Consider the following 16,947-nt stretch of genomic DNA (forward strand, 5'->3'; position numbering starts at 1 on the left):
AGCCTAGCGATTTGACGCAAGGGGGTTCCAAACGAGACAATCTCAGTTTGGAAATACACCAGGCGAAATGGCCGTCCCGAAGAAGAAAACATCCAAGGCCAAGCGCAACCAGCGCAGCGCCACCTGGAAGGCCAAGGCAGCTGTTGCCGCCCAGCGTGCAATGTCCATCGGCAAGTCTGTGTTGAGTGGCCGTGCCCAGGGCTTTGTCTACCCGGTAAGTGAGTCAGAAGACGGCGAATCCTGAATCGCACTGGGGAGGTGGATTCGCCGCAAGGTTCGATCCGGATCCACCTCCACAACAACATCTGCAAGCATGTCTTGAAAACTGCTCGATGGCAGCGAGCAGAGGATCATGCGGATGAAGCGATCCAATTCCGAGGCTGAGAGGGATGCTCCCTTTTGCACCTGCAGGGTTGCTTCCTGTTGTCGTTTCCACAGCAACGGAGCGTTGAAATCCGTCGCTCGCAATTGCCAGAGTTGATCGAAGCCATCCCAAATGGCTTCGTACTTGGCGAGCACCGGCTGCAGCTTCTGGCGCCACTCAAGCTCCTGTGGACTCAAGGGGGCGTCGAGATGAGGCTCATCTGAGGAGAGGCCAACGGTTGATCTGCAGCCGACAAACCAACCCTCAAGAATCAAAAAGTCGGCGTCACAGCGTCGCCAACCGTTGCGATCTCCACGACCATTTCTCTTCGCTTTGTCAAAGCAAGGCATCAACACGTCTTGGCCCTGTCGCCATTGCAGAAGGCAATCCTGCAGAAGGTTCAGATCATGGCTGCCCGGAAGTGCGCGAGGCACACCCCAGGGGTTGCCGTGCATGGCTGCATCAAGCCGATCGGCCTCGAAATAAAAATCATCCAGCGACACCACCTGAATCGAGAGACCTAGAGCCCTTGCGGCGGCTTCAATCCATTGCCCGAGTGTGGTCTTCCCACATCCAGGCAGAGCACTGAGTCCGAGCAGACGACGTTCTCCCTGGCATTGCTCCGCCAGGCTCAGAACGGGCAGACCAACAGACCACAACCAATCCGGCGCCGCTTTCGGGTGCCATTGATCGAGGGACACCTGGTAGCGCTTGCTTCTCCTCTGTTCTGCACCCCAGGCGTCGGCATCTCCCAGCTCAAGGTGCTGGAGCAACCGTTGCTGGTCGTCGCTCGGAATCAAACGTTGGCCCTCAGGATCCAACTTTGAAGGCCTCCAAAACAACGGCATAAACAAAACCGAGCCGCAGGTTGTCGAGCCAGGGGAGTCGACGGCGCCAGAGCACCAGCAGTTCACAGGCAATTAGGGCATAGAGGGCTGTGAACGTTCTGACCCCTACGGCATTCGCCAAATGCACTGTGAGATTGCTGCCGATAAAAAAGCCAAGCAGAAGAATCAACAACGACGCACTACGTCGCCACCAGGGACCAGACCAATTGCGTCGAAGGACTGCTCCCCAACTGTTCTGCAGGCCCGCCAGGCGTGTGCGCTGGATTGAGCTCATCGATCAGGCACCGACAGCAGAGTCTCCAAATACTTCAGCGTCACTGTTCCGTCCTGGCAAGTGGGACCCGAACGTACGGTCGCCGGCCCCCCCGGTTCCCCAAGGTGATCCAGCACGGCAGCTGCATTTTTACTGGCATCACACAGGGCAGACGCATCCCAGGGGGAGGGGGTGAGCAGACAACACAAACCAGCTGCAGTTGCAGCAGACAAACCCGCCGCTGAATCCTCCACAGCGAGACTTGCCGCGCCATCGGCGCCACTGCGGTTGAGGGCCAGCAGGTAGCCATCCGGTGCAGGTTTGCCTGCTGAAACGTCGTCGGATGTCACGACGCCATCGAAGTGAGGGATGTCGTTCTGAATCTGCTCGAGAAGGGCCATCACGGAGGCGGATCCGCTTGAAGTCACAATCCACTGCTGCACCCCGGCGCGGTTCAGCTCCTTCAGCAGTCTCCTGACACCCGGGCGCAACTTCACATGGCCCTGACGGACGCGCTCCAGGTAATGCAGCCTTTTGCGATCACGCACTTGATCCAATTGATCCTGGCTGAGCATCACCCCACGGTCTTCAGCGTGGACCTTCAGCCTGCGTAGCCCTCCAGGAATTGCCAGAAGCGTGTTGTAAAGCTCTTCATCCCAATGAAACGGAAGATTCAGCTCCTCGAAAGTCTTGTTAAAGGCTGGCCGATGACCCTCCATTTCCGTGTCGGCCAAGGTTCCATCCACATCCCAAAAAACCGCTGAAAGCCTGTTCACCTTGATGACCAGCAACGGCACAATGCTGGGACATCACCGCCTGTTGCGTTCCCTTGCCGGCTGTCCCCCTCCACTGGTCCTGGTCCCTTCCGGCTGTAGTGGAACCATCGCCATTGCTGGGGCTTGATTTACCGCTGGCGTTGCGGTGTGTTCTGCGTCGCAGGGGCTTCACGTCACGATCCGAGGCGGAAACGTTCCTCTCACCTAGTGATCTGCCGCCCACCAGCGATCACTTCCCTGATCTCGACCAAGCCTGTGCGCGCTTGGTTAAGGCTTGCCGTGCCAGTGAACGCGTGGCCATCTGTGGCGATTACGACGCCGATGGAATGACCAGCACAGCTCTCCTTTTGAGAGCTTTGGGCCCGCTTGGCGCCGATCCAGAGCCAGCGATTCCGTCACGGATGGATGAGGGATACGGCCTCAACCCAGCCATGGTTCAGCGGCTCTATGACGACGGAGTGCGACTTTTGGTCACCGTCGATAACGGTGTTGCCGCAGGGGAAGCACTCGATCTCGCCGCCAGCTTGAACATGCAGGTGATCGTGACTGATCACCACACCATCCCGGCGAAACGGCCGCCCATGGCCGCCCTGATTCACCCAGCGACTACACCGGACGGCTCTCCTTATCGGGGTCTGGCTGGGGTTGGACTGGCTTATGTGCTTGCCCATGCCGTGGCCGAAGCCCTGAACAAACCTGAGGCCATCCGCGTGGCTCGGGATCTGTTCTGCATTGGAACTGTGGCCGATATGGCCCCCTTGGTAGGCGCCAACCGCAGCTGGTTGCTGGAGGGACTGAATCATCTGCATCGTTCCGAGTGCAGGGGATTACAAGCGCTGCAACGTCTAGCTGGTCTCGGGGAACGTCCGCTAACGGCCGAAGACATCGGCTTTCAACTTGCACCACGTATCAATGCCGTTGGTCGCTTAGGAGAACCGAAGCTCGTTGTGGATCTACTCACAGCCGAAGACTCTGATTCGGCCATGGCGCTGGCGCGACGTTGTGATGATTTCAACCGCCAGCGGCGCGATCTGTGCGATGCGATTGAAGCGGAGGCCGTGGCCCTCGTGGAAGCGGAGACAAGTGATGCTCTCCCGTCATTTCTTCTATTGGCGCAAAGCCACTGGCATCACGGGGTGATTGGCATTGTTGCTGCGCGTCTGATGGAGCGATATCACCGACCCACCGCTCTCCTTGCCGGCGATGGTGATGGCTGTTTACGGGCTTCGGTGCGTGGGCCCGTCGGATTTGCTGTGGATGAGGCCCTCTCCAGTTGCAGTGATCTGTTGTCCCGTTTTGGAGGCCATCCAGCCGCCGGAGGGTTCACCGTGAAAGCGGAGCATGTGCATGCCCTGCATGAACGCCTCTGCGAACAGGCGGATGGTTGGCTGATGACCCAGGCCCTCGGCCGACCCGTGCAACCCGATGCTCTGCTGCATTTAAACGACGTGAACTGGGAGCTCTGGCGGCATTTGCAATCCTTGGCTCCCTTTGGGATCGGTCATCCGAAACCGTTGTTCTGGTCACGGGGCGTCACCGTTGAGGAGCGCCGTGACCTCAAAGGAGGACACCTAGCCCTCAGGCTCCGCCAGGGAGACAGCGAGCGCCGAGCCATTGCCTGGCGATGGGATCCATCGGCGGTCGTACCCGAATCCTGTGACGTGGCTTACAGCATTTCGATCAACCGTTGGCAGGGCGAACAGCGTCTTCAACTGGAGCTCAAAGCAATTCGAGCCCATACGGAGCTAGTGCTGATCGACCGCGGGACCCGTCAGTACACAGCTTGCTGGACCGAAATGTCAGGTCTCACGCTCACCAATGGTGATGGGAAAACCTTGCAGGCAAAGATTGAACAAGAAAAATCCCTCACCAGTGACGACGACCTGGCGAGGGATACACGTGTCGTTCAGTTGATGGAAGAAGCCTGTCTTGGATTGGGGCTTCGTCCCTAAGCAGAGGCGATCAGAGCGCGCCGCGGCGGTAGAAGAGGATGAAGATGACAGCGGGGCCGGCAATGGTGATCAACGCCAGGGCGGCAAAGTTGGCGATCAGGTGAATGTCAAAGCCCATGACGATGCAGCGCTGTCCGAAATCTTTTCACCTCCCAGGCTACGGGGCTCTGTCCCGAGATCGACGAATTCGTTCCTCTCTCTGTGATGGCTTGTCACAGCCTCAGCGATGACCAGAGAGAAGCTTCAGTGGACCTGCATCAAGCACTGCGGTGCCTGTTGTCGACTCGCTCCAGAGGAACGTGCTGATGCTCTAGCGGCTTTGAGCGAAGATCAACAGCGCACCTATCTGGCCATGGTGGGGGCAGATGGCTGGTGCATCAATTACGACACGGGCAGGCAGCGCTGCAGGATCTACGACGAGCGTCCTGATTTCTGCCGCGTCAGCGAGCTGGGGCGGTTGTTTCACGTTCCAGATGATGCACTCGACGGCTTCGCCATTGCCTGTTGCAACCAGCAGATCCGCAGCACCTATGGCGGCCGCAGTGGCGTGATGCGTAGGTTCAACCGCGCGCAGATAGCGGGAGGTCCTGTTGACCAGTGAGCAAACAAGCAGCGAGTCGCGGAGCTTCGCTGCCGTGCTGTTCAGCACCTTCACAACCGTTTTTGTGGCTGAACTGGGTGACAAGACGCAGCTGGCGACGCTGCTGCTCTCCGCCCAGTCCGGCTCACCGGTGTTGGTGTTCATCGGTGCCGCGCTGGCTTTGATTGCGTCCAGCCTTGTGGGGGTCCTCGTGGGTCAATGGTTGGCCAAAACGCTTCCTCCTGAGCGACTGGAGCTGATGGCTGGAGTGTTGATGGTGGCCCTTGGCATCTGGCTGGGCCTGCAAGCCGCCCGATCTTTATGGCTTAGTGCTGCGAGTTGACGATGGATTTTCCCCTTCTGATTTCCACCTTCTTGACCGTGTTCTTGGCCGAACTCGGTGACAAGACCCAACTCGCCACCGTCGCCATCAGCGGCACTTCAAATCGCCCCCTGGCGGTGTTTCTTGGATCATCATCAGCGCTTGTTCTCGCGAGCTTTCTTGGAGCCTTTGCAGGAGGATCCGTCGCCACAGTGATTCCCAGCGACCTACTCCAGTTGGTTGCTTCCATCGGTTTTCTCGTGATTGGTGGTCGCTTGCTGCTGCCTCTGTTCAGCGATGCTGAAAACTCCTCAGACGGGGATCAGACTTCAGAGCCTTAAAGTGAAGTTTGAAGGGTTGACTCAGCACGGCCAGCTGTTCGGCGTCGGCCACCCCTTCCTTCTCTCCCGGCCCTGATGGTCGGTTCCTGCGTACGCCACGATGAAATTCACGGTTGCCGATCTACTGGATCAGCTCTCCACAGAGCATCCTTCTGAACAAGACCAGCTGGCCAAGATCCTGAAGCTCAATAAGACGGATCAAGCGTCACTGGAGCTTGCAATCGCATCGCTTGTGAAGCTCGGGGTCGTTGAACGATCTAACGAGGGTGGACTCAAGCGCCCACTTGAAAATGATCTGATTGATGCCCGACTGAGGTGCAGTAGCAAAGGGTTCTGCTTCGCCATTCGTGATGACGGCGGTGAGGACATCTACATCCGGGATCATCAGCTCAACCATGCTTGGAATGGTGATCGCGTGTTGGTGCATGTAACGCGCGAGGGCGGACGACGACGCTCTCCTGAAGGCGGCGTTCAGTGCATCCTTGAGCGTGCAACCCGCTCTCTGCTGGCCCAGGTGGAGCAACAGGGCCAGCAGTTACTGGCATCCCCCCTTGATGACAGGGTGCTGGCTGGCATCGAACTGCCACCAGAGGATTCCGAGCATCTACCTGGAGACGAGATCTCAAGCGTTGTCGAAGTGCACATTGACCGCTATCCCGTGGCCCAAAACGCTGCTGCCGGTCGTGTCGTGCGCTCCCTCCCGCTCAATGGCGGCCCTGCAGCGGATCGTGACCTCTTATTGACCAAGGCTGGGCTTCAAGATCGTCCGGCGGCACCCCGTAGTTCTGGCAAAACTCCTGCGGCGAAGGGCCGTGTCGATCTGACCGGACAACCCTGCCTCCTTCTCAAAGGCTGGAAGCAGGAGGATGCACCGGGCTTGCCGGCAGTGCATGTTGAAGCCAAGGATGGCGGATGCCGTCTCTGGATCCACGTGCCCAGCGTGGGCGAGCGAATCGGATTAGGCAGCAGCCTCGATGTTTGTCTGCGAGATCGCGGTGAAGCGCTTTGCCTCGGTGAGGTCTGGCACCCCCTGCTAACACCTGCGCTTCACAAAGCGACGAGCTTCTCCACCGGCACAGATGTCGAGGCCATCAGCGTGCGACTGGACATCGGAGCCAATGGTGAACTCTGCGACTGGGAGTTCATGCTCAGCACGGTTCGCCCCACAGCCGAAGTGAGCGCTGATCAATTGATCGCTCTGGCGGAACGCAAACCAAAGGCTCGAAGCATTCCGGCGGCACTTAAGCCCATCAAAGATCAGTTGGCTCAACTGGAGACCTTGCGGTTCTGCAGCACTCTCCTGTTGGACTACGAGCGCAGCCTCGGGGCTGTGCAACTGGACCTTCGCCCACCCCAGCTGGAGGCGCTTGGTGATCTACGCAGTGCGGATCCATCCGGTCTGCGTCATCGCTGGGTTGACGCCTTCAACCCGGAGGATCCCCATGCATTCCTCCAACCTCTGCTGAGGTGTGCCGATCGTGCCTGGACTGCACACCGGATTGATCTCCAATTGCCTGGGATCAGCATTCAGGCTGAGGAACCCGATGGCAACGTCTTGACCGATGTTGCCAAGACGGCCATCGCCTTGGACCTCCCCCTTGAACTCGATGACGAGGGTTGTCCGTCAGCGTCTGAGCTGATCCAGGTGTTCAAAGACAGCAGCCAACGACGGGTGCTTGAACAACAGCTCAGTCACGCGCTCCCTCCACTCAATTTTGCGGCGTCCACGGAGACGTCTAATGCAGAGCAGGAGCCTTCCTCAGCAGAGGGAGGTGATCCAGCCAGCCATGACGCATCACTCACCCCTTGGACCTGTGCCACACAGCATTACGGACACCTTGTCAATCAACAGATGCTCGTTGCACTGTTGACGGACGCCAAAGATCGTCCGACCGTGCGTCACAAGACGCGTTTGAAGCTTGGTAGCAAGGGAGCAGTCGCTGATCTGACTTGGCCCTTGTTCACGGCATCCCAGGACGACAAATTGAATGGGTTGGTCAACGACCGCACGGTGCAGCGGCTCAATTCGTGTCGCCGGCAGGTGCTGGAGCTTGAAAAAGATCTGCTGTCGATGATCCAGGCCCGATCAGCACAACCGCTGATCGGCGAGCAGGTGGAAGGCCGTATCAGTGGTGTTCAGAGTTATGGCTTCTTCGTTGAAGTGGGCGAGAGTCGGGTTGAGGGCCTGGTTCATGTGAGCTCCCTCAACGATGACTGGTACGAATACAGATCACGACAGAATCGTTTGGTCGGTCGCAAGAACCGTCAGACCTATCAACTCGGCGATCAGGTTCAGGTGCGTGTGATCAATGTTGATGTTCTTCGCAACCAGATCGATCTCGAGGTCATCAGTCAGGGCGATGAAGTCTCCAGCGAGCTTGAACCGTCTGAGCCGCTGCCTGTTTCCCTCAGCGAGCGCTGAGTGATGCATCCCTACGTTCTGGCCGTCACCGGTGCGTCGGCACAACCCCTTGCCGAGCGCGCTCTGCAGTTGCTTCTACAGCGAGGGCGCTCTGTCCATCTCGTTCTCAGCCACGGCGCCCATGAGGTCTTCCGTGCCGAACAGGGGCTGTCCATTCCCGTGGATCCCCTGAAGCAAAGCGAGTTCTGGAGAGACAGGCTTGGGGTGGAAAGCGGAGATTTGAGATGCCATCGCTGGAATGATCAAGCTGCCTGCATCGCGAGTGGCAGCTACCGGACACGGGCGATGGTGATCGTTCCTTGCAGCATGGGAACCGTTGGACGCATCCACGCCGGAATTGCCGCTGATCTGATCGAGCGCTGTGCGGATGTTCACCTCAAGGAGCGCCGTCCACTGGTGATCGCTCCACGGGAGATGCCCTTCAACCTGATTCACCTCCGCAACCTCACTGGTCTGGCGGAAGCAGGAGCAACCATTGCCGCTCCCATTCCGGCTTGGTACACCCGACCAGAGTCGTTGAACGAGATGGTGGATTTTCTTGTGGTGCGCCTATTCGATGGGCTGGAAGATGATCTTGCTCCGTTGAATCGCTGGAGCGGTCCACTGGAATGAGCACGTTTCAGCGGCTACTGCTGATCCCCTGCCTGGCTCCTCTACTGGCGTTGCTCGCCTTTTCTGCGACCAATGTCGGAGACAAGACTCGGCTTCGCTTGCTGGTTTGGACGACCCCAGCCATGCCCCTGGGTGCGTGGACAGCGCTCGCCGCCGGTGGTGGCGCTGCAGGTGCAGCACTCACAGCGTTCCTGTTGTTGCCAGCGCAACGTCCTCTCAGTCGAAAGCGCTATTCCCCTGTTCAACCCAACGTCCAAGAGACGGAATCAGCCGTCAACGATTCGGCCCGCAGAACCACTACAAACCCCGGCCCTGAAAGGGATGTGCGCGAACCGGCCCCCACGGTTTCTGTGGCTTATCGCGTGATTCAGCGCCCTTCGTCTGAGCCCCGGCATCCACAAGCCTCCGCCGTACCACCTCCCTCACAGCAGTACAGCGACTGGGGGGATGATCCTGAAGCGAACTGGTAAGCAACGCACCAGGCTGCTTACAGTTGCCGCAGTAACCCTGGATCGGTGAGCGAAACCCCTGTCGAGAAGGAGCCTTCAGGTCAAGAGACCCCTGCCAAGCCTGCGGCGAAAGCAAAGCCTCCGAAACCGGAGGACAAACCCTTCCCAGAGTTCATCGACTCTCTGTTTGTGCCGGCCGTCGCTAAACAACTGGCTGATCACAACATCACAGCAGAACGACTGGAGCGCGTGGATGGTCAGCGTCCCGTGGTTGGAGGGGATTGCCCAATGGTCATCGGCGAACTCCCTGGTGGACGCCGCTTCTGGCTCTGCTTCTCCAAGGCAGATATCAACAGCACAAAGGTGATTGCCTTGGCTGACCCCGGCAGTGACCCCACCCTGTTGGAAAGCTTCCTGATCGACGAAAAGCGGATGTCTCTGCCCCTTTTGGTCTCCCGCCTGTTGCAGCGCCTCAACGGCCAAAAGTGGTTGGGAGGTAACTAACCGGTCGTTTTGAGCTCGGGGGTCGTCCTGACACGCCTACATTGGCAAGATCGTGAAACGCAACTGATGGTCCCTCCCACCACCGTGGCCGAAGGCAGCGCTGTAGCCATCAAGGATCCTGTCAAGGACACAATCCTCACCCCACGCTTCTACACCACCGATTTTGAGGCGATGGCGGCGATGGATCTTCAGCCGAACGAGGCTGAACTAGAAGCCATCTGCGAAGAATTCAGGAAGGATTACAACCGTCATCACTTTGTTCGCAACGAGGAATTTGAGGGAGCCGCAGACAAGCTCGACCCGGAGACCCGCAAGGTCTTCATCGAATTCCTGGAGCAAAGCTGCACGTCTGAATTTTCAGGATTCCTTCTTTATAAGGAACTGAGTCGTCGGATTAAGGCCAAAAATCCTCTTCTTGCTGAGTGTTTTGCTCACATGGCTCGTGATGAAGCTCGTCATGCAGGCTTCCTCAACAAGTCAATGAGCGACTTCGGTATGCAACTTGACCTTGGTTTTCTCACCGCCAACAAGGATTACACCTTTTTCAAGCCAAAGTTCATTTTTTACGCGACATATCTCTCTGAAAAAATCGGCTACTGGCGCTACATCGCCATTTTTAGGCATCTCGAAAAGAATCCCGACAGCAAGATTTTCCCGATCTTTAACTTCTTCGAGAACTGGTGTCAGGACGAAAACCGCCACGGCGATTTCTTCGATGCTCTGATGAAGGCACAACCCGATACGGTCCGCGGTCCGATCGCCAAACTTTGGTGTCGCTTCTTCCTTCTGGCGGTATTCGCAACCATGTACGTGCGTGACGTTGCCCGCAAGGAGTTCTACGAGGCCCTTGGCCTTGATGCGCGCACCTACGACAAAATGGTGATTGAGAAAACCAACGAGACATCTGCTCGCGTCTTCCCCGTCGTCCTCGACGTCAAGAACGAAAAGTTCTGGACTCGCCTTGAGCGCCTTGTTGCCAACAACAATGCCTTGGAGCAGGCCGACGCCAGCGATTCCATTGCTCCCGTCAAGTTGCTGCGGAAGCTGCCGCTCTGGATCGGTAACGGTGCCGAAATGGCAAAGCTATTTCTGATGCCAGCGATCGACAGCGAGCGTTTTCAACCAGCCGTGCGCTGAGGGTATTCCCCAGCCAAATTCAGGAGTTTCCTTGACCAACGCCTTTTCCAATCAGTGGCGCGGACTTATGGAGTCCCTCTTGCATCGCGGCAGTGCTGCAGGAGCCGATCTGGTGGAAGTATTCCTCGAGCGAACAGATCACATCGGTTTGCTCGCTGAACAGGATCGGATCACCAGTGTCAATCCATCCTTTGCTCGTGGGGCAGGGCTGCGGGTGTTCCGTGAAGGACGCGATGGCTTTGTCAGCACCAATGACCTCAGCGAAGCGGGACTAAAGCGTGCTCTTGACCAGGCCCTGGCCATGCTGGGACTTGAGCCCCAAGACCTCAGCAGGTCCGCAGGTTTTGAAGGATTGAAGGCCCTGACGGACCACGGCTTGGCGAAGGCGGATTGGCTTGATCGCTGCCCTTCCCTGGATCAAGCCAGCCAATGCCTGCTGCAGGGAACTGCTCATCTCGAGCGCTTGGGCCAGCACCTACAGGTTCGCCGCGGCAGTTACGCCCGCGATTGGCAGGAAGTGCTGGTCGCTGCATCAGACGGAACCTTCGCGAGAGACATTCGATTGCATCAGTCATCGGGCTTATCAGTCCTGGCTGCCGACGGAGATCACCGATCCAGCATTGGCCGCCGCTACGGCAGTTCCGATCGGCCAGACGACCTGCGTGACTGGGATTCCGAAGCCAGTGCAGCAGAGGTCTGCAACAGCGCCGGCACGATGTTGCGTGCCGATTACGTGGATGCTGGACAAATGCCAGCTGTGCTGGCTAATCGCTTCGGCGGTGTGATCTTCCACGAGGCCTGTGGACACCTTCTCGAAACAACTCAGATCGAACGCGGCACAACCCCATTCGCTGACCGTGTGGGTGAACTCATTGCTCACCCGGCCGTCACCGCAATCGACGAAGGCTTGAGTGGTGGATCCTTCGGTTCTTTGTCCATGGACGATGAGGGCATGGAACCTGAGCGCACTGTCTTGATCAAAGACGGTGTGCTGCAGCGCTTCATCAGTGACCGTGCTGGTGAACTGCGCACCGGCCACAAACGCACGGGTAGCGGTCGACGTCAGAGCCATGCGTTTGCAGCTGCCAGCCGGATGCGAAACACCTTTATCGATGCTGGATCCCATTCGCCTGAACAACTGATTGAATCCGTGGATAGGGGTCTTTATTGCAAGGCCATGGGAGGCGGGAGCGTTGGTCCGACTGGCCAGTTCAACTTCTCCGTTGAAGAGGGCTATCTGATTGAGAACGGCAAACTCACCAAACCCGTCAAAGGAGCAACGCTGATTGGTGATGCCAAAGAGGTCATGCCACGGATTTCGATGTGTGCCAATGACCTTGAACTGGCTGCAGGGTTCTGTGGTTCCGTAAGCGGCAGTGTGTTTGTCACCGTCGGACAACCCCACATCAAGGTTGACTCGATCACAGTTGGGGGCCGCTGAGGATGACCAGCAACAACAGCCTCAACGCCACACATCTACGAGATCGACTCCAGACTCTCGCCTCGCGAGAAGGGATTCGCTGTTGGGACCTCGGTGCTGCATGCAGCGACGATTGCTCTGTTCAGGTTGACCGGGGTGAAGCTAAGCAACTCAAAGCATCACAGCGGAGTTCCATCACAGTTCGCGTCTGGAACAGCGATGGCCTGGTCGGCATCACCAGCACCACCGACCTCTCTGATGGAGGGCTAGAGCAAGCTCTGGTCGGGGCTCATGCGGCCAGTCGTTTTGGCAACCCCGACGAAATTCCTCAGTTTTCACCTCTGGCCACGGCACCACTGCCAGAACTGGATCGACCACTGCAACCCCGCCAGGGAATCCTCCCTCTGCTGGACACGCTTCGGGACGCAGAAGCAGACCTCTTGAGCCGCCACCGGGCCATTGAAACTGTGCCTTACAACGGCCTGGCGGAATCTCTATCCCAGAGCCTCTATCTGAACAGTGATGGGGCTCTGCGCCAGATGGAGCGCACCCAAGCCAGCCTCTATCTTTTTGCCCGAGCCGAAGAGGCCGGCCGCAAGCCGCGAAGTGGAGGAGCCGTTCGTCTTGGGCTCGGCAGCAGCGAACTCGATGTTCAAGGCTGCATCAGCGAAGCGGTTGAGCGAACAATCAGTCATCTCGACTATCGGCCTATCGACACCGGCAGTTACCGGGTCTGCTTTACACCGGAGGCTTTTCTTTCCCTGCTTGGTGCCTTTAGCAGCATGTTCAATGCTCGTTCGGTGCTCGACGGTGTGAGCCTGAGCCAGCGTGATTCGATCGGTTCCAACGTGGCAGTTCCGTTCTTGAATCTGCACGATGACGGACTTCATCCTGGCCATATCAGTGCCGCCGCCTTCGATGGCGAAGGTACGCCAACCCGTCGTCTTTCCTTGATTGAAGGAGGAACACTGAAGAACTTCCTCCACTCTGAAGCCACGGCACGAGCATTCGGCGTTGAGCCCACCGGCCACGCGGGCCTCGGAGCCAAGGTCTCGGTAGGTCCGGACTGGTTCGTGGTCGGCTCCGATCCAGAGGTGATGAGCGGCAGCAGCCTGAATCACCGCACAGAATCCGGGCCATTCGTTTTGATCGAAGATCTTTCTGCACTGCATGCCGGTGTCAAGGCCACCCAGGGATCCTTCTCTCTGCCGTTTGATGGTTGGTTGGTCAAGAACGGCGAAAGGGTTTCGGTTGAAGCTGCAACGGTTGCTGGTGACATCCGCACTGTTCTCAACGGTATTGCCCACCTTGAATCTGAAGCCGAATTGACCCACCGCGGCGTGAGCCCTCACGTTTGGGTGGATGGTTTGTCCATCACCGGCGAAGCCTGACGTTGAGGATTCTGTTCTGGGGAACACCGGCCTATGCGGTGCCCACCCTTGATGCCTTGCATAAGGCTGGTCACACGATTGTGGGAGTCGTGACACAGCCGGATCGGCGGCGTGGTCGCGGGAAGCAACTGGTTCCATCACCGGTGAAAGCGAGGGCTGAACAGCTGTCACTTCCGGTGTTCACACCGGTACGGATCCGACGGGATGAAGATTGCAAGGAGGAACTTGCTGCTCTCGGAGCCGATGCCTCAGTGGTGGTCGCCTTCGGACAAATTCTCCCCAAGGATGTTTTGCAGCAACCTCCCCTGGGTTGCTGGAACGGTCACGGATCACTTCTGCCCCGCTGGCGGGGTGCTGGTCCAATTCAATGGGCCCTGCTTGAGGGTGACGAGGAAACAGGTGTGGGGATCATGGCCATGGAAGAAGGACTCGACACCGGACCTGTACTCCTCGAGCAGAGGATTCCGATCCACCTGCTGGATACCTCCATCGATCTGGCTGAACGGCTGAGTTCCCTCACTGCAGAGTTGATGGTGCAGGCCATGCCATTGATTGAAGCGGCAGGTCCAGGAAGAGAGCAAGAGAGATTGGCAAGGCTGAAGGTGCGTGCTCAGGCAGAGGAGTCGAGCTATGCACGCATGCTGGAGAAGCAGGATTTCAGGTTGGATTGGTCAGCCCCTGCTCTAAGCATTCACCGCAAAGTGATGGGGCTCTATCCCGGAGCCTTCACCCATTGGCAAGGCAAACGGCTGAAAGTGTTGCGCTGTGAACCGTTGATCGAACGGTTGAAGGATCAACTCAGCACAAACAGCCGCCAACTTGTGGGCCAATGGCCCACCGGTGGACATGTACCAGGGACAATCCTGGCGGTGCTTGAGGATCAGGGCCTGGTGGTCAGCAGTTCCGGCTGTCCTCTTTTGATTCGCGAAGCTCAGCTTGAAGGTAAGGCACGCAGTACAGCGCCAGTTTTATTGCAGCAACTCAAGGCCACCAGAGGAGATCGCTTCGACGTGGATTGATTCAGGATTCCGTGTACAACGAACGCGCTTGAGTCCAGACCTGATCAAGATCCTGTTCGGAAAGTTGAAGGGCTTCGGGGAAAATACTGGAAAGCCATTGCTGCCGTTTCACAAGGCTGTCGGCCTCAAAGAATGTTTGCTGAGACGCAAGAACTCTAAATTTGAGAAATTCAAGCAACCGTGCACGAAGCCGAATCGTGTTCACGAGTTTGATACGTCTGCGTTCATCGTGAAGATGAATTGTGCAGCCTTCATTCACGCCAGTCAATCGAGGTGCGATCAGCTCCAATGTTGTTGGAGGTTGCCAGTGGCGTTGTTTTGTTTCGGGATGGGGGTAATAAATCCATCCCCCGACAACCTCAGCTTCTCGTGCCTTGATTTGCACACTCCAGAACGAGAACGTTTCAGGAGGATGGAGCTCTGTCCACCGAACTTTCTCGAACAGGTGATCTGGATTCGAAAGTGAAACTTCTAGGGGTGAAAAGTCAACATTCAACGTGCCGAAGTAACAGTTAGTTAGGTCGAGACCCAATGCCATGAATACAGGAGTTTGCATTCGAATCGTTCCATCCGGATAAGGAGATTCGTTGCTTGTTCCGGAAGCGACACCATGACCAGCGCAGAGACGCCCAGTGAGCCATTCAGCGTTCATTGGTCAACGAAGTTCATGATGACTGCAGCTTTCACAGGGTCCCTCGGGCCACACAGCACAGCGCAACAAAGGGCTGCGGGCATTGAAACGACAGTTTGGGTCGCCGATGACCCAGCCGTGTCGCCAGGGCGTTGCATCAGCAGGCCGAGACTGAGGTTTGACCATTAAGGCTACTGACGCCATGACATAGCGCCCGTTGCGTAGGGCGTAGCGGTGGCGACGTTGCATCACTAGGAATGATTCATCCTTGACGACGAGCCATCGTCCAGGGTGTGGTGGGTCTGCAAGATCAACGCGGTTGATTAAATAATCACCACTGACGTGGCGAAGCTCAACAAGCATGGCTTTCGTCTTGATCGAGATCACTGGTTCGAATTGACATTCCCCAAGCAAACAAAACCAACACAACCAGAAGCGTTAACCAATCGGGTTGATTCAAGTCTGGAACGATGACGTGAACGATCAACCTAAAGGCAACGAAAGCAACGGCAAGGAAACCAGCTGTTTCAAGGCGCGGGTACAGGTCAAGCCAGCGAATGAATAGGGCGGACGTGAAGCGCAAAGCCACGATCCCGATAAAGGCTCCTGCACTGATCAGCAGGATTTGATCACTGATTGCCACCGCTGCGGCGACACTGTCGATGGAGAAGGCAAGATCAGTGAAGGCCAGAAGCAGAACGGTCTTGAGAAAGGGACGTTCACTGCGATCAGATCCATTGGCATCCGAAGCAGAGGCCGAATCGTCCGACCGGCTTTTGAAGTGATCCACCACAAGCCAAACGAGATACGCAGCGGCGAAGAGCTGAACCCACGTATTTTGCAAAACCCATTGGGCGACAACGATCAGGGCGATTCGCAACACCAGAGCCATGCCAATACCCAGGTTGAGCGCCAGTCGCTCTTGCTCTGGCTGACGACTGCTACGGGCAATGGCAGCAAGAGCGACGGCATTGTCAGCCGAAAGGATCAGCTCCAGGAGCACCAGCACAGGGAGTAGAGCAAAAATCTCTCCCCATTGGTCGGCACCTTCAAAGAAATCCGAAAGCGAGGGGAGCGAAGTGATGTCCATGGCGGCAGCCTAGAAAGTGCAAGCGCTGTTCCATTGCGATGCAGATCCGGGCCGAGCTGTGTCACGTCGATACCCTCCGATGCATCGTGAGGGTTGAGGCATCAACTGACGGGGCTGTTTTGGGCAGCGCCCTTGGCGAAGCAGCCACGGCTGAAGAAGCTGAGGAAAGGGCGTTACAACGTCTCAACACCAGGCTTCAGATCAGTCCTCCACAACGGCTGGAACAGGTTGCTGTCAGTCCCCAAGACAACTCAAGCTCAAAGGCAGCAGACCATCTCGCGGTAGAGGATGTTGCAGTAGAGCGGCCACGGAAGATTGAGGCGCAAGAGCCTGTTGCTCCTGCTCCCTCTGCCGCTCCACAGATTTCCAACACCCAAGATCCACCTTCGGAAACACCGACGGATCCTGACGATTGGAGCGACGAGCTCACCGCCATCGACCTCGAAATCAGACGCATCGGTTGGACGCGAGAGCAAGAGCAGGCGTACCTCACGCGAGCATTTGGCCTTGGCAGCCGCCACAAACTCACGCGCTACGCCGATTTGGTGGCCTATTTGCGACAGCTCAAGTTGATTCAAGCTAACGATGATGCCTCCACCGCCCCGGCGCCAATCCGCCGTGGAGACTTGCTGAACCAGGGAGATTCGATGTTGAAGCAGCTTGGCTGGAACTCAGATCAGGCCCGTGCATTTCTTCAACAACATCTCGGCTCGACAAGTCGACAACAGCTCAGTGATGAACAGCTGCTTCAATTCAACATGCTCTTGGAGGAGCAGACACTCAAGTCATCGTAATTACCGAGTTGTCAGCCTTCGACTGCTACCTATGACTGACTT

General features: G+C 57.3%; 21 protein-coding genes. 14 read left to right on the forward strand and 7 right to left on the reverse strand.

Annotated features, from left to right (window positions below):
• Positions 1-67 precede the first annotated feature (67 nt).
• Entirely contained in the window at positions 68-244 is a 177-nt protein-coding gene (gene rpmF / locus NCN06_RS02445; RefSeq protein WP_006851068.1) for a 50S ribosomal protein L32, read from the forward strand.
• On the opposite strand, the gene NCN06_RS02450 is transcribed toward rpmF, so the two are convergent.
• From NCN06_RS02450 to NCN06_RS02460, 3 genes are read right to left on the reverse strand one after another with little or no spacing between them, the layout of a single operon-like run.
• On the reverse strand, positions 208-1,164 hold the full coding sequence (locus NCN06_RS02450) for a phosphoribulokinase (protein ID WP_250398627.1): 957 nt from the start codon (positions 1,162-1,164) through the stop codon (positions 208-210). The two genes, rpmF and NCN06_RS02450, sit on opposite strands and share 37 nt — an antisense overlap.
• A gap of 10 nt (positions 1,165-1,174) precedes the next feature.
• Positions 1,175-1,486 carry a DUF565 domain-containing protein gene (locus tag NCN06_RS02455; RefSeq protein ID WP_226397650.1) on the reverse strand — a complete coding sequence of 104 codons (312 nt, stop codon included), beginning with the start codon at positions 1,484-1,486 and terminating at the stop codon, positions 1,175-1,177.
• Positions 1,483-2,262 (reverse strand): HAD-IA family hydrolase, encoded by a 780-nt coding sequence (locus NCN06_RS02460; protein ID WP_250398628.1) that lies wholly within the window; start codon positions 2,260-2,262, stop codon positions 1,483-1,485. Before NCN06_RS02460 ends, NCN06_RS02455 begins: the two co-directional genes overlap by 4 nt.
• A 32-nt stretch (positions 2,263-2,294) precedes the next feature.
• On the opposite strand from NCN06_RS02460, the gene recJ reads away from it, so the two are divergent.
• On the forward strand, positions 2,295-4,193 hold the full coding sequence (recJ, locus tag NCN06_RS02465) for a single-stranded-DNA-specific exonuclease RecJ (protein WP_250398629.1): 1,899 nt from the start codon (positions 2,295-2,297) through the stop codon (positions 4,191-4,193).
• 10 nt (positions 4,194-4,203) lie between these two features.
• On the opposite strand, the gene psb30 is transcribed toward recJ, so the two are convergent.
• Positions 4,204-4,311 (reverse strand): photosystem II reaction center protein Ycf12/Psb30, encoded by a 108-nt coding sequence (gene psb30 / locus NCN06_RS02470; RefSeq protein WP_115023138.1) that lies wholly within the window; start codon positions 4,309-4,311, stop codon positions 4,204-4,206.
• A 108-nt stretch (positions 4,312-4,419) separates the two neighbouring features.
• On the opposite strand from psb30, the gene NCN06_RS02475 reads away from it, so the two are divergent.
• The 11 genes from NCN06_RS02475 to fmt all read left to right on the forward strand — a co-directional run bounded on the left by NCN06_RS02475 (position 4,420) and on the right by fmt (position 14,390).
• Entirely contained in the window at positions 4,420-4,794 is a 375-nt protein-coding gene (locus tag NCN06_RS02475; protein WP_226397653.1) for a YkgJ family cysteine cluster protein, read from the forward strand.
• A complete protein-coding gene (locus tag NCN06_RS02480) occupies positions 4,784-5,116 on the forward strand; it encodes a TMEM165/GDT1 family protein (RefSeq protein ID WP_226397654.1) in 333 nt (110 codons plus the stop codon). Before NCN06_RS02475 ends, NCN06_RS02480 begins: the two co-directional genes overlap by 11 nt.
• A 2-nt stretch (positions 5,117-5,118) precedes the next feature.
• Positions 5,119-5,436, forward strand: coding sequence for a TMEM165/GDT1 family protein (locus tag NCN06_RS02485; RefSeq protein WP_226397655.1), 318 nt, complete (start codon positions 5,119-5,121; stop codon positions 5,434-5,436).
• Between the two features lie 100 nt (positions 5,437-5,536).
• Positions 5,537-7,858 (forward strand): RNB domain-containing ribonuclease, encoded by a 2,322-nt coding sequence (locus NCN06_RS02490; RefSeq protein WP_250398630.1) that lies wholly within the window; start codon positions 5,537-5,539, stop codon positions 7,856-7,858.
• Positions 7,859-7,861: 3 nt separating this feature from the next.
• Positions 7,862-8,470 carry a flavin prenyltransferase UbiX gene (locus NCN06_RS02495; protein ID WP_226397657.1) on the forward strand — a complete coding sequence of 203 codons (609 nt, stop codon included), beginning with the start codon at positions 7,862-7,864 and terminating at the stop codon, positions 8,468-8,470.
• Positions 8,467-8,940, forward strand: coding sequence for a hypothetical protein (locus NCN06_RS02500; RefSeq protein WP_226407097.1), 474 nt, complete (start codon positions 8,467-8,469; stop codon positions 8,938-8,940). Before NCN06_RS02495 ends, NCN06_RS02500 begins: the two co-directional genes overlap by 4 nt.
• Positions 8,941-8,985: 45 nt before the next feature.
• Entirely contained in the window at positions 8,986-9,423 is a 438-nt protein-coding gene (locus tag NCN06_RS02505) for a DUF2996 domain-containing protein (RefSeq protein WP_115093862.1), read from the forward strand.
• Between the two features lie 66 nt (positions 9,424-9,489).
• Positions 9,490-10,560, forward strand: coding sequence for a magnesium-protoporphyrin IX monomethyl ester (oxidative) cyclase (gene acsF / locus NCN06_RS02510; RefSeq protein WP_226397659.1), 1,071 nt, complete (start codon positions 9,490-9,492; stop codon positions 10,558-10,560).
• 31 nt (positions 10,561-10,591) lie between these two features.
• A complete protein-coding gene (locus NCN06_RS02515; protein WP_226397660.1) occupies positions 10,592-12,001 on the forward strand; it encodes a TldD/PmbA family protein in 1,410 nt (469 codons plus the stop codon).
• A gap of 2 nt (positions 12,002-12,003) precedes the next feature.
• Complete coding sequence (locus NCN06_RS02520) at positions 12,004-13,371, forward strand: TldD/PmbA family protein (protein ID WP_226397661.1); 1,368 nt, start codon at positions 12,004-12,006, stop codon at positions 13,369-13,371.
• Positions 13,372-13,373: 2 nt separating this feature from the next.
• Positions 13,374-14,390 carry a methionyl-tRNA formyltransferase gene (fmt, locus tag NCN06_RS02525; protein ID WP_226397662.1) on the forward strand — a complete coding sequence of 339 codons (1,017 nt, stop codon included), beginning with the start codon at positions 13,374-13,376 and terminating at the stop codon, positions 14,388-14,390.
• Position 14,391: 1 nt separating this feature from the next.
• On the opposite strand, the gene NCN06_RS02530 is transcribed toward fmt, so the two are convergent.
• From NCN06_RS02530 to NCN06_RS02540, 3 genes are read right to left on the reverse strand one after another with little or no spacing between them, the layout of a single operon-like run.
• Positions 14,392-15,042 (reverse strand): hypothetical protein, encoded by a 651-nt coding sequence (locus tag NCN06_RS02530; RefSeq protein ID WP_226397663.1) that lies wholly within the window; start codon positions 15,040-15,042, stop codon positions 14,392-14,394.
• A 3-nt stretch (positions 15,043-15,045) separates the two neighbouring features.
• Entirely contained in the window at positions 15,046-15,384 is a 339-nt protein-coding gene (locus NCN06_RS02535) for a DUF6464 family protein (RefSeq protein WP_115023158.1), read from the reverse strand.
• The gene (locus NCN06_RS02540) at positions 15,374-16,111 is read right to left on the reverse strand and encodes a DUF475 domain-containing protein (RefSeq protein ID WP_226397664.1); all 738 of its coding nucleotides are present in this window, start codon (positions 16,109-16,111) and stop codon (positions 15,374-15,376) included. Before NCN06_RS02540 ends, NCN06_RS02535 begins: the two co-directional genes overlap by 11 nt.
• Positions 16,112-16,149: 38 nt before the next feature.
• Here NCN06_RS02540 and NCN06_RS02545 point away from each other — a divergent pair, with 38 nt between their 5' ends.
• The gene (locus NCN06_RS02545; protein WP_226397665.1) at positions 16,150-16,905 is read left to right on the forward strand and encodes a hypothetical protein; all 756 of its coding nucleotides are present in this window, start codon (positions 16,150-16,152) and stop codon (positions 16,903-16,905) included.
• Positions 16,906-16,947 lie beyond the last annotated feature (42 nt).

It is taken from the genome of Synechococcus sp. MU1648 (assembly GCF_023630615.1).
Taxonomy (GTDB): domain Bacteria; phylum Cyanobacteriota; class Cyanobacteriia; order PCC-6307; family Cyanobiaceae; genus Parasynechococcus.

Excerpts from the sequence above, each read along its gene's own strand:
- rpmF (WP_006851068.1), top strand. The coding sequence starts at position 68 with ATGGCCGTCCCGAAGAAGAAAACATCCAAGGCCAAGCGCAACCAGCGC.
- NCN06_RS02455 (WP_226397650.1), bottom strand. The coding sequence starts at position 1,486 with ATGAGCTCAATCCAGCGCACACGCCTGGCGGGCCTGCAGAACAGTTGG.
- psb30 (WP_115023138.1), bottom strand. The coding sequence starts at position 4,311 with ATGGGCTTTGACATTCACCTGATCGCCAACTTTGCCGCCCTGGCGTTG.
- NCN06_RS02475 (WP_226397653.1), top strand. The coding sequence starts at position 4,420 with ATGACCAGAGAGAAGCTTCAGTGGACCTGCATCAAGCACTGCGGTGCC.
- NCN06_RS02485 (WP_226397655.1), top strand. The coding sequence starts at position 5,119 with ATGGATTTTCCCCTTCTGATTTCCACCTTCTTGACCGTGTTCTTGGCC.
- NCN06_RS02490 (WP_250398630.1), top strand. The coding sequence starts at position 5,537 with ATGAAATTCACGGTTGCCGATCTACTGGATCAGCTCTCCACAGAGCAT.
- NCN06_RS02495 (WP_226397657.1), top strand. The coding sequence starts at position 7,862 with ATGCATCCCTACGTTCTGGCCGTCACCGGTGCGTCGGCACAACCCCTT.
- NCN06_RS02500 (WP_226407097.1), top strand. The coding sequence starts at position 8,467 with ATGAGCACGTTTCAGCGGCTACTGCTGATCCCCTGCCTGGCTCCTCTA.
- acsF (WP_226397659.1), top strand. The coding sequence starts at position 9,490 with ATGGTCCCTCCCACCACCGTGGCCGAAGGCAGCGCTGTAGCCATCAAG.
- NCN06_RS02520 (WP_226397661.1), top strand. The coding sequence starts at position 12,004 with ATGACCAGCAACAACAGCCTCAACGCCACACATCTACGAGATCGACTC.
- NCN06_RS02530 (WP_226397663.1), bottom strand. The coding sequence starts at position 15,042 with ATGAACGCTGAATGGCTCACTGGGCGTCTCTGCGCTGGTCATGGTGTC.
- NCN06_RS02535 (WP_115023158.1), bottom strand. The coding sequence starts at position 15,384 with ATGCTTGTTGAGCTTCGCCACGTCAGTGGTGATTATTTAATCAACCGC.
- NCN06_RS02540 (WP_226397664.1), bottom strand. The coding sequence starts at position 16,111 with ATGGACATCACTTCGCTCCCCTCGCTTTCGGATTTCTTTGAAGGTGCC.
- NCN06_RS02545 (WP_226397665.1), top strand. The coding sequence starts at position 16,150 with ATGCAGATCCGGGCCGAGCTGTGTCACGTCGATACCCTCCGATGCATC.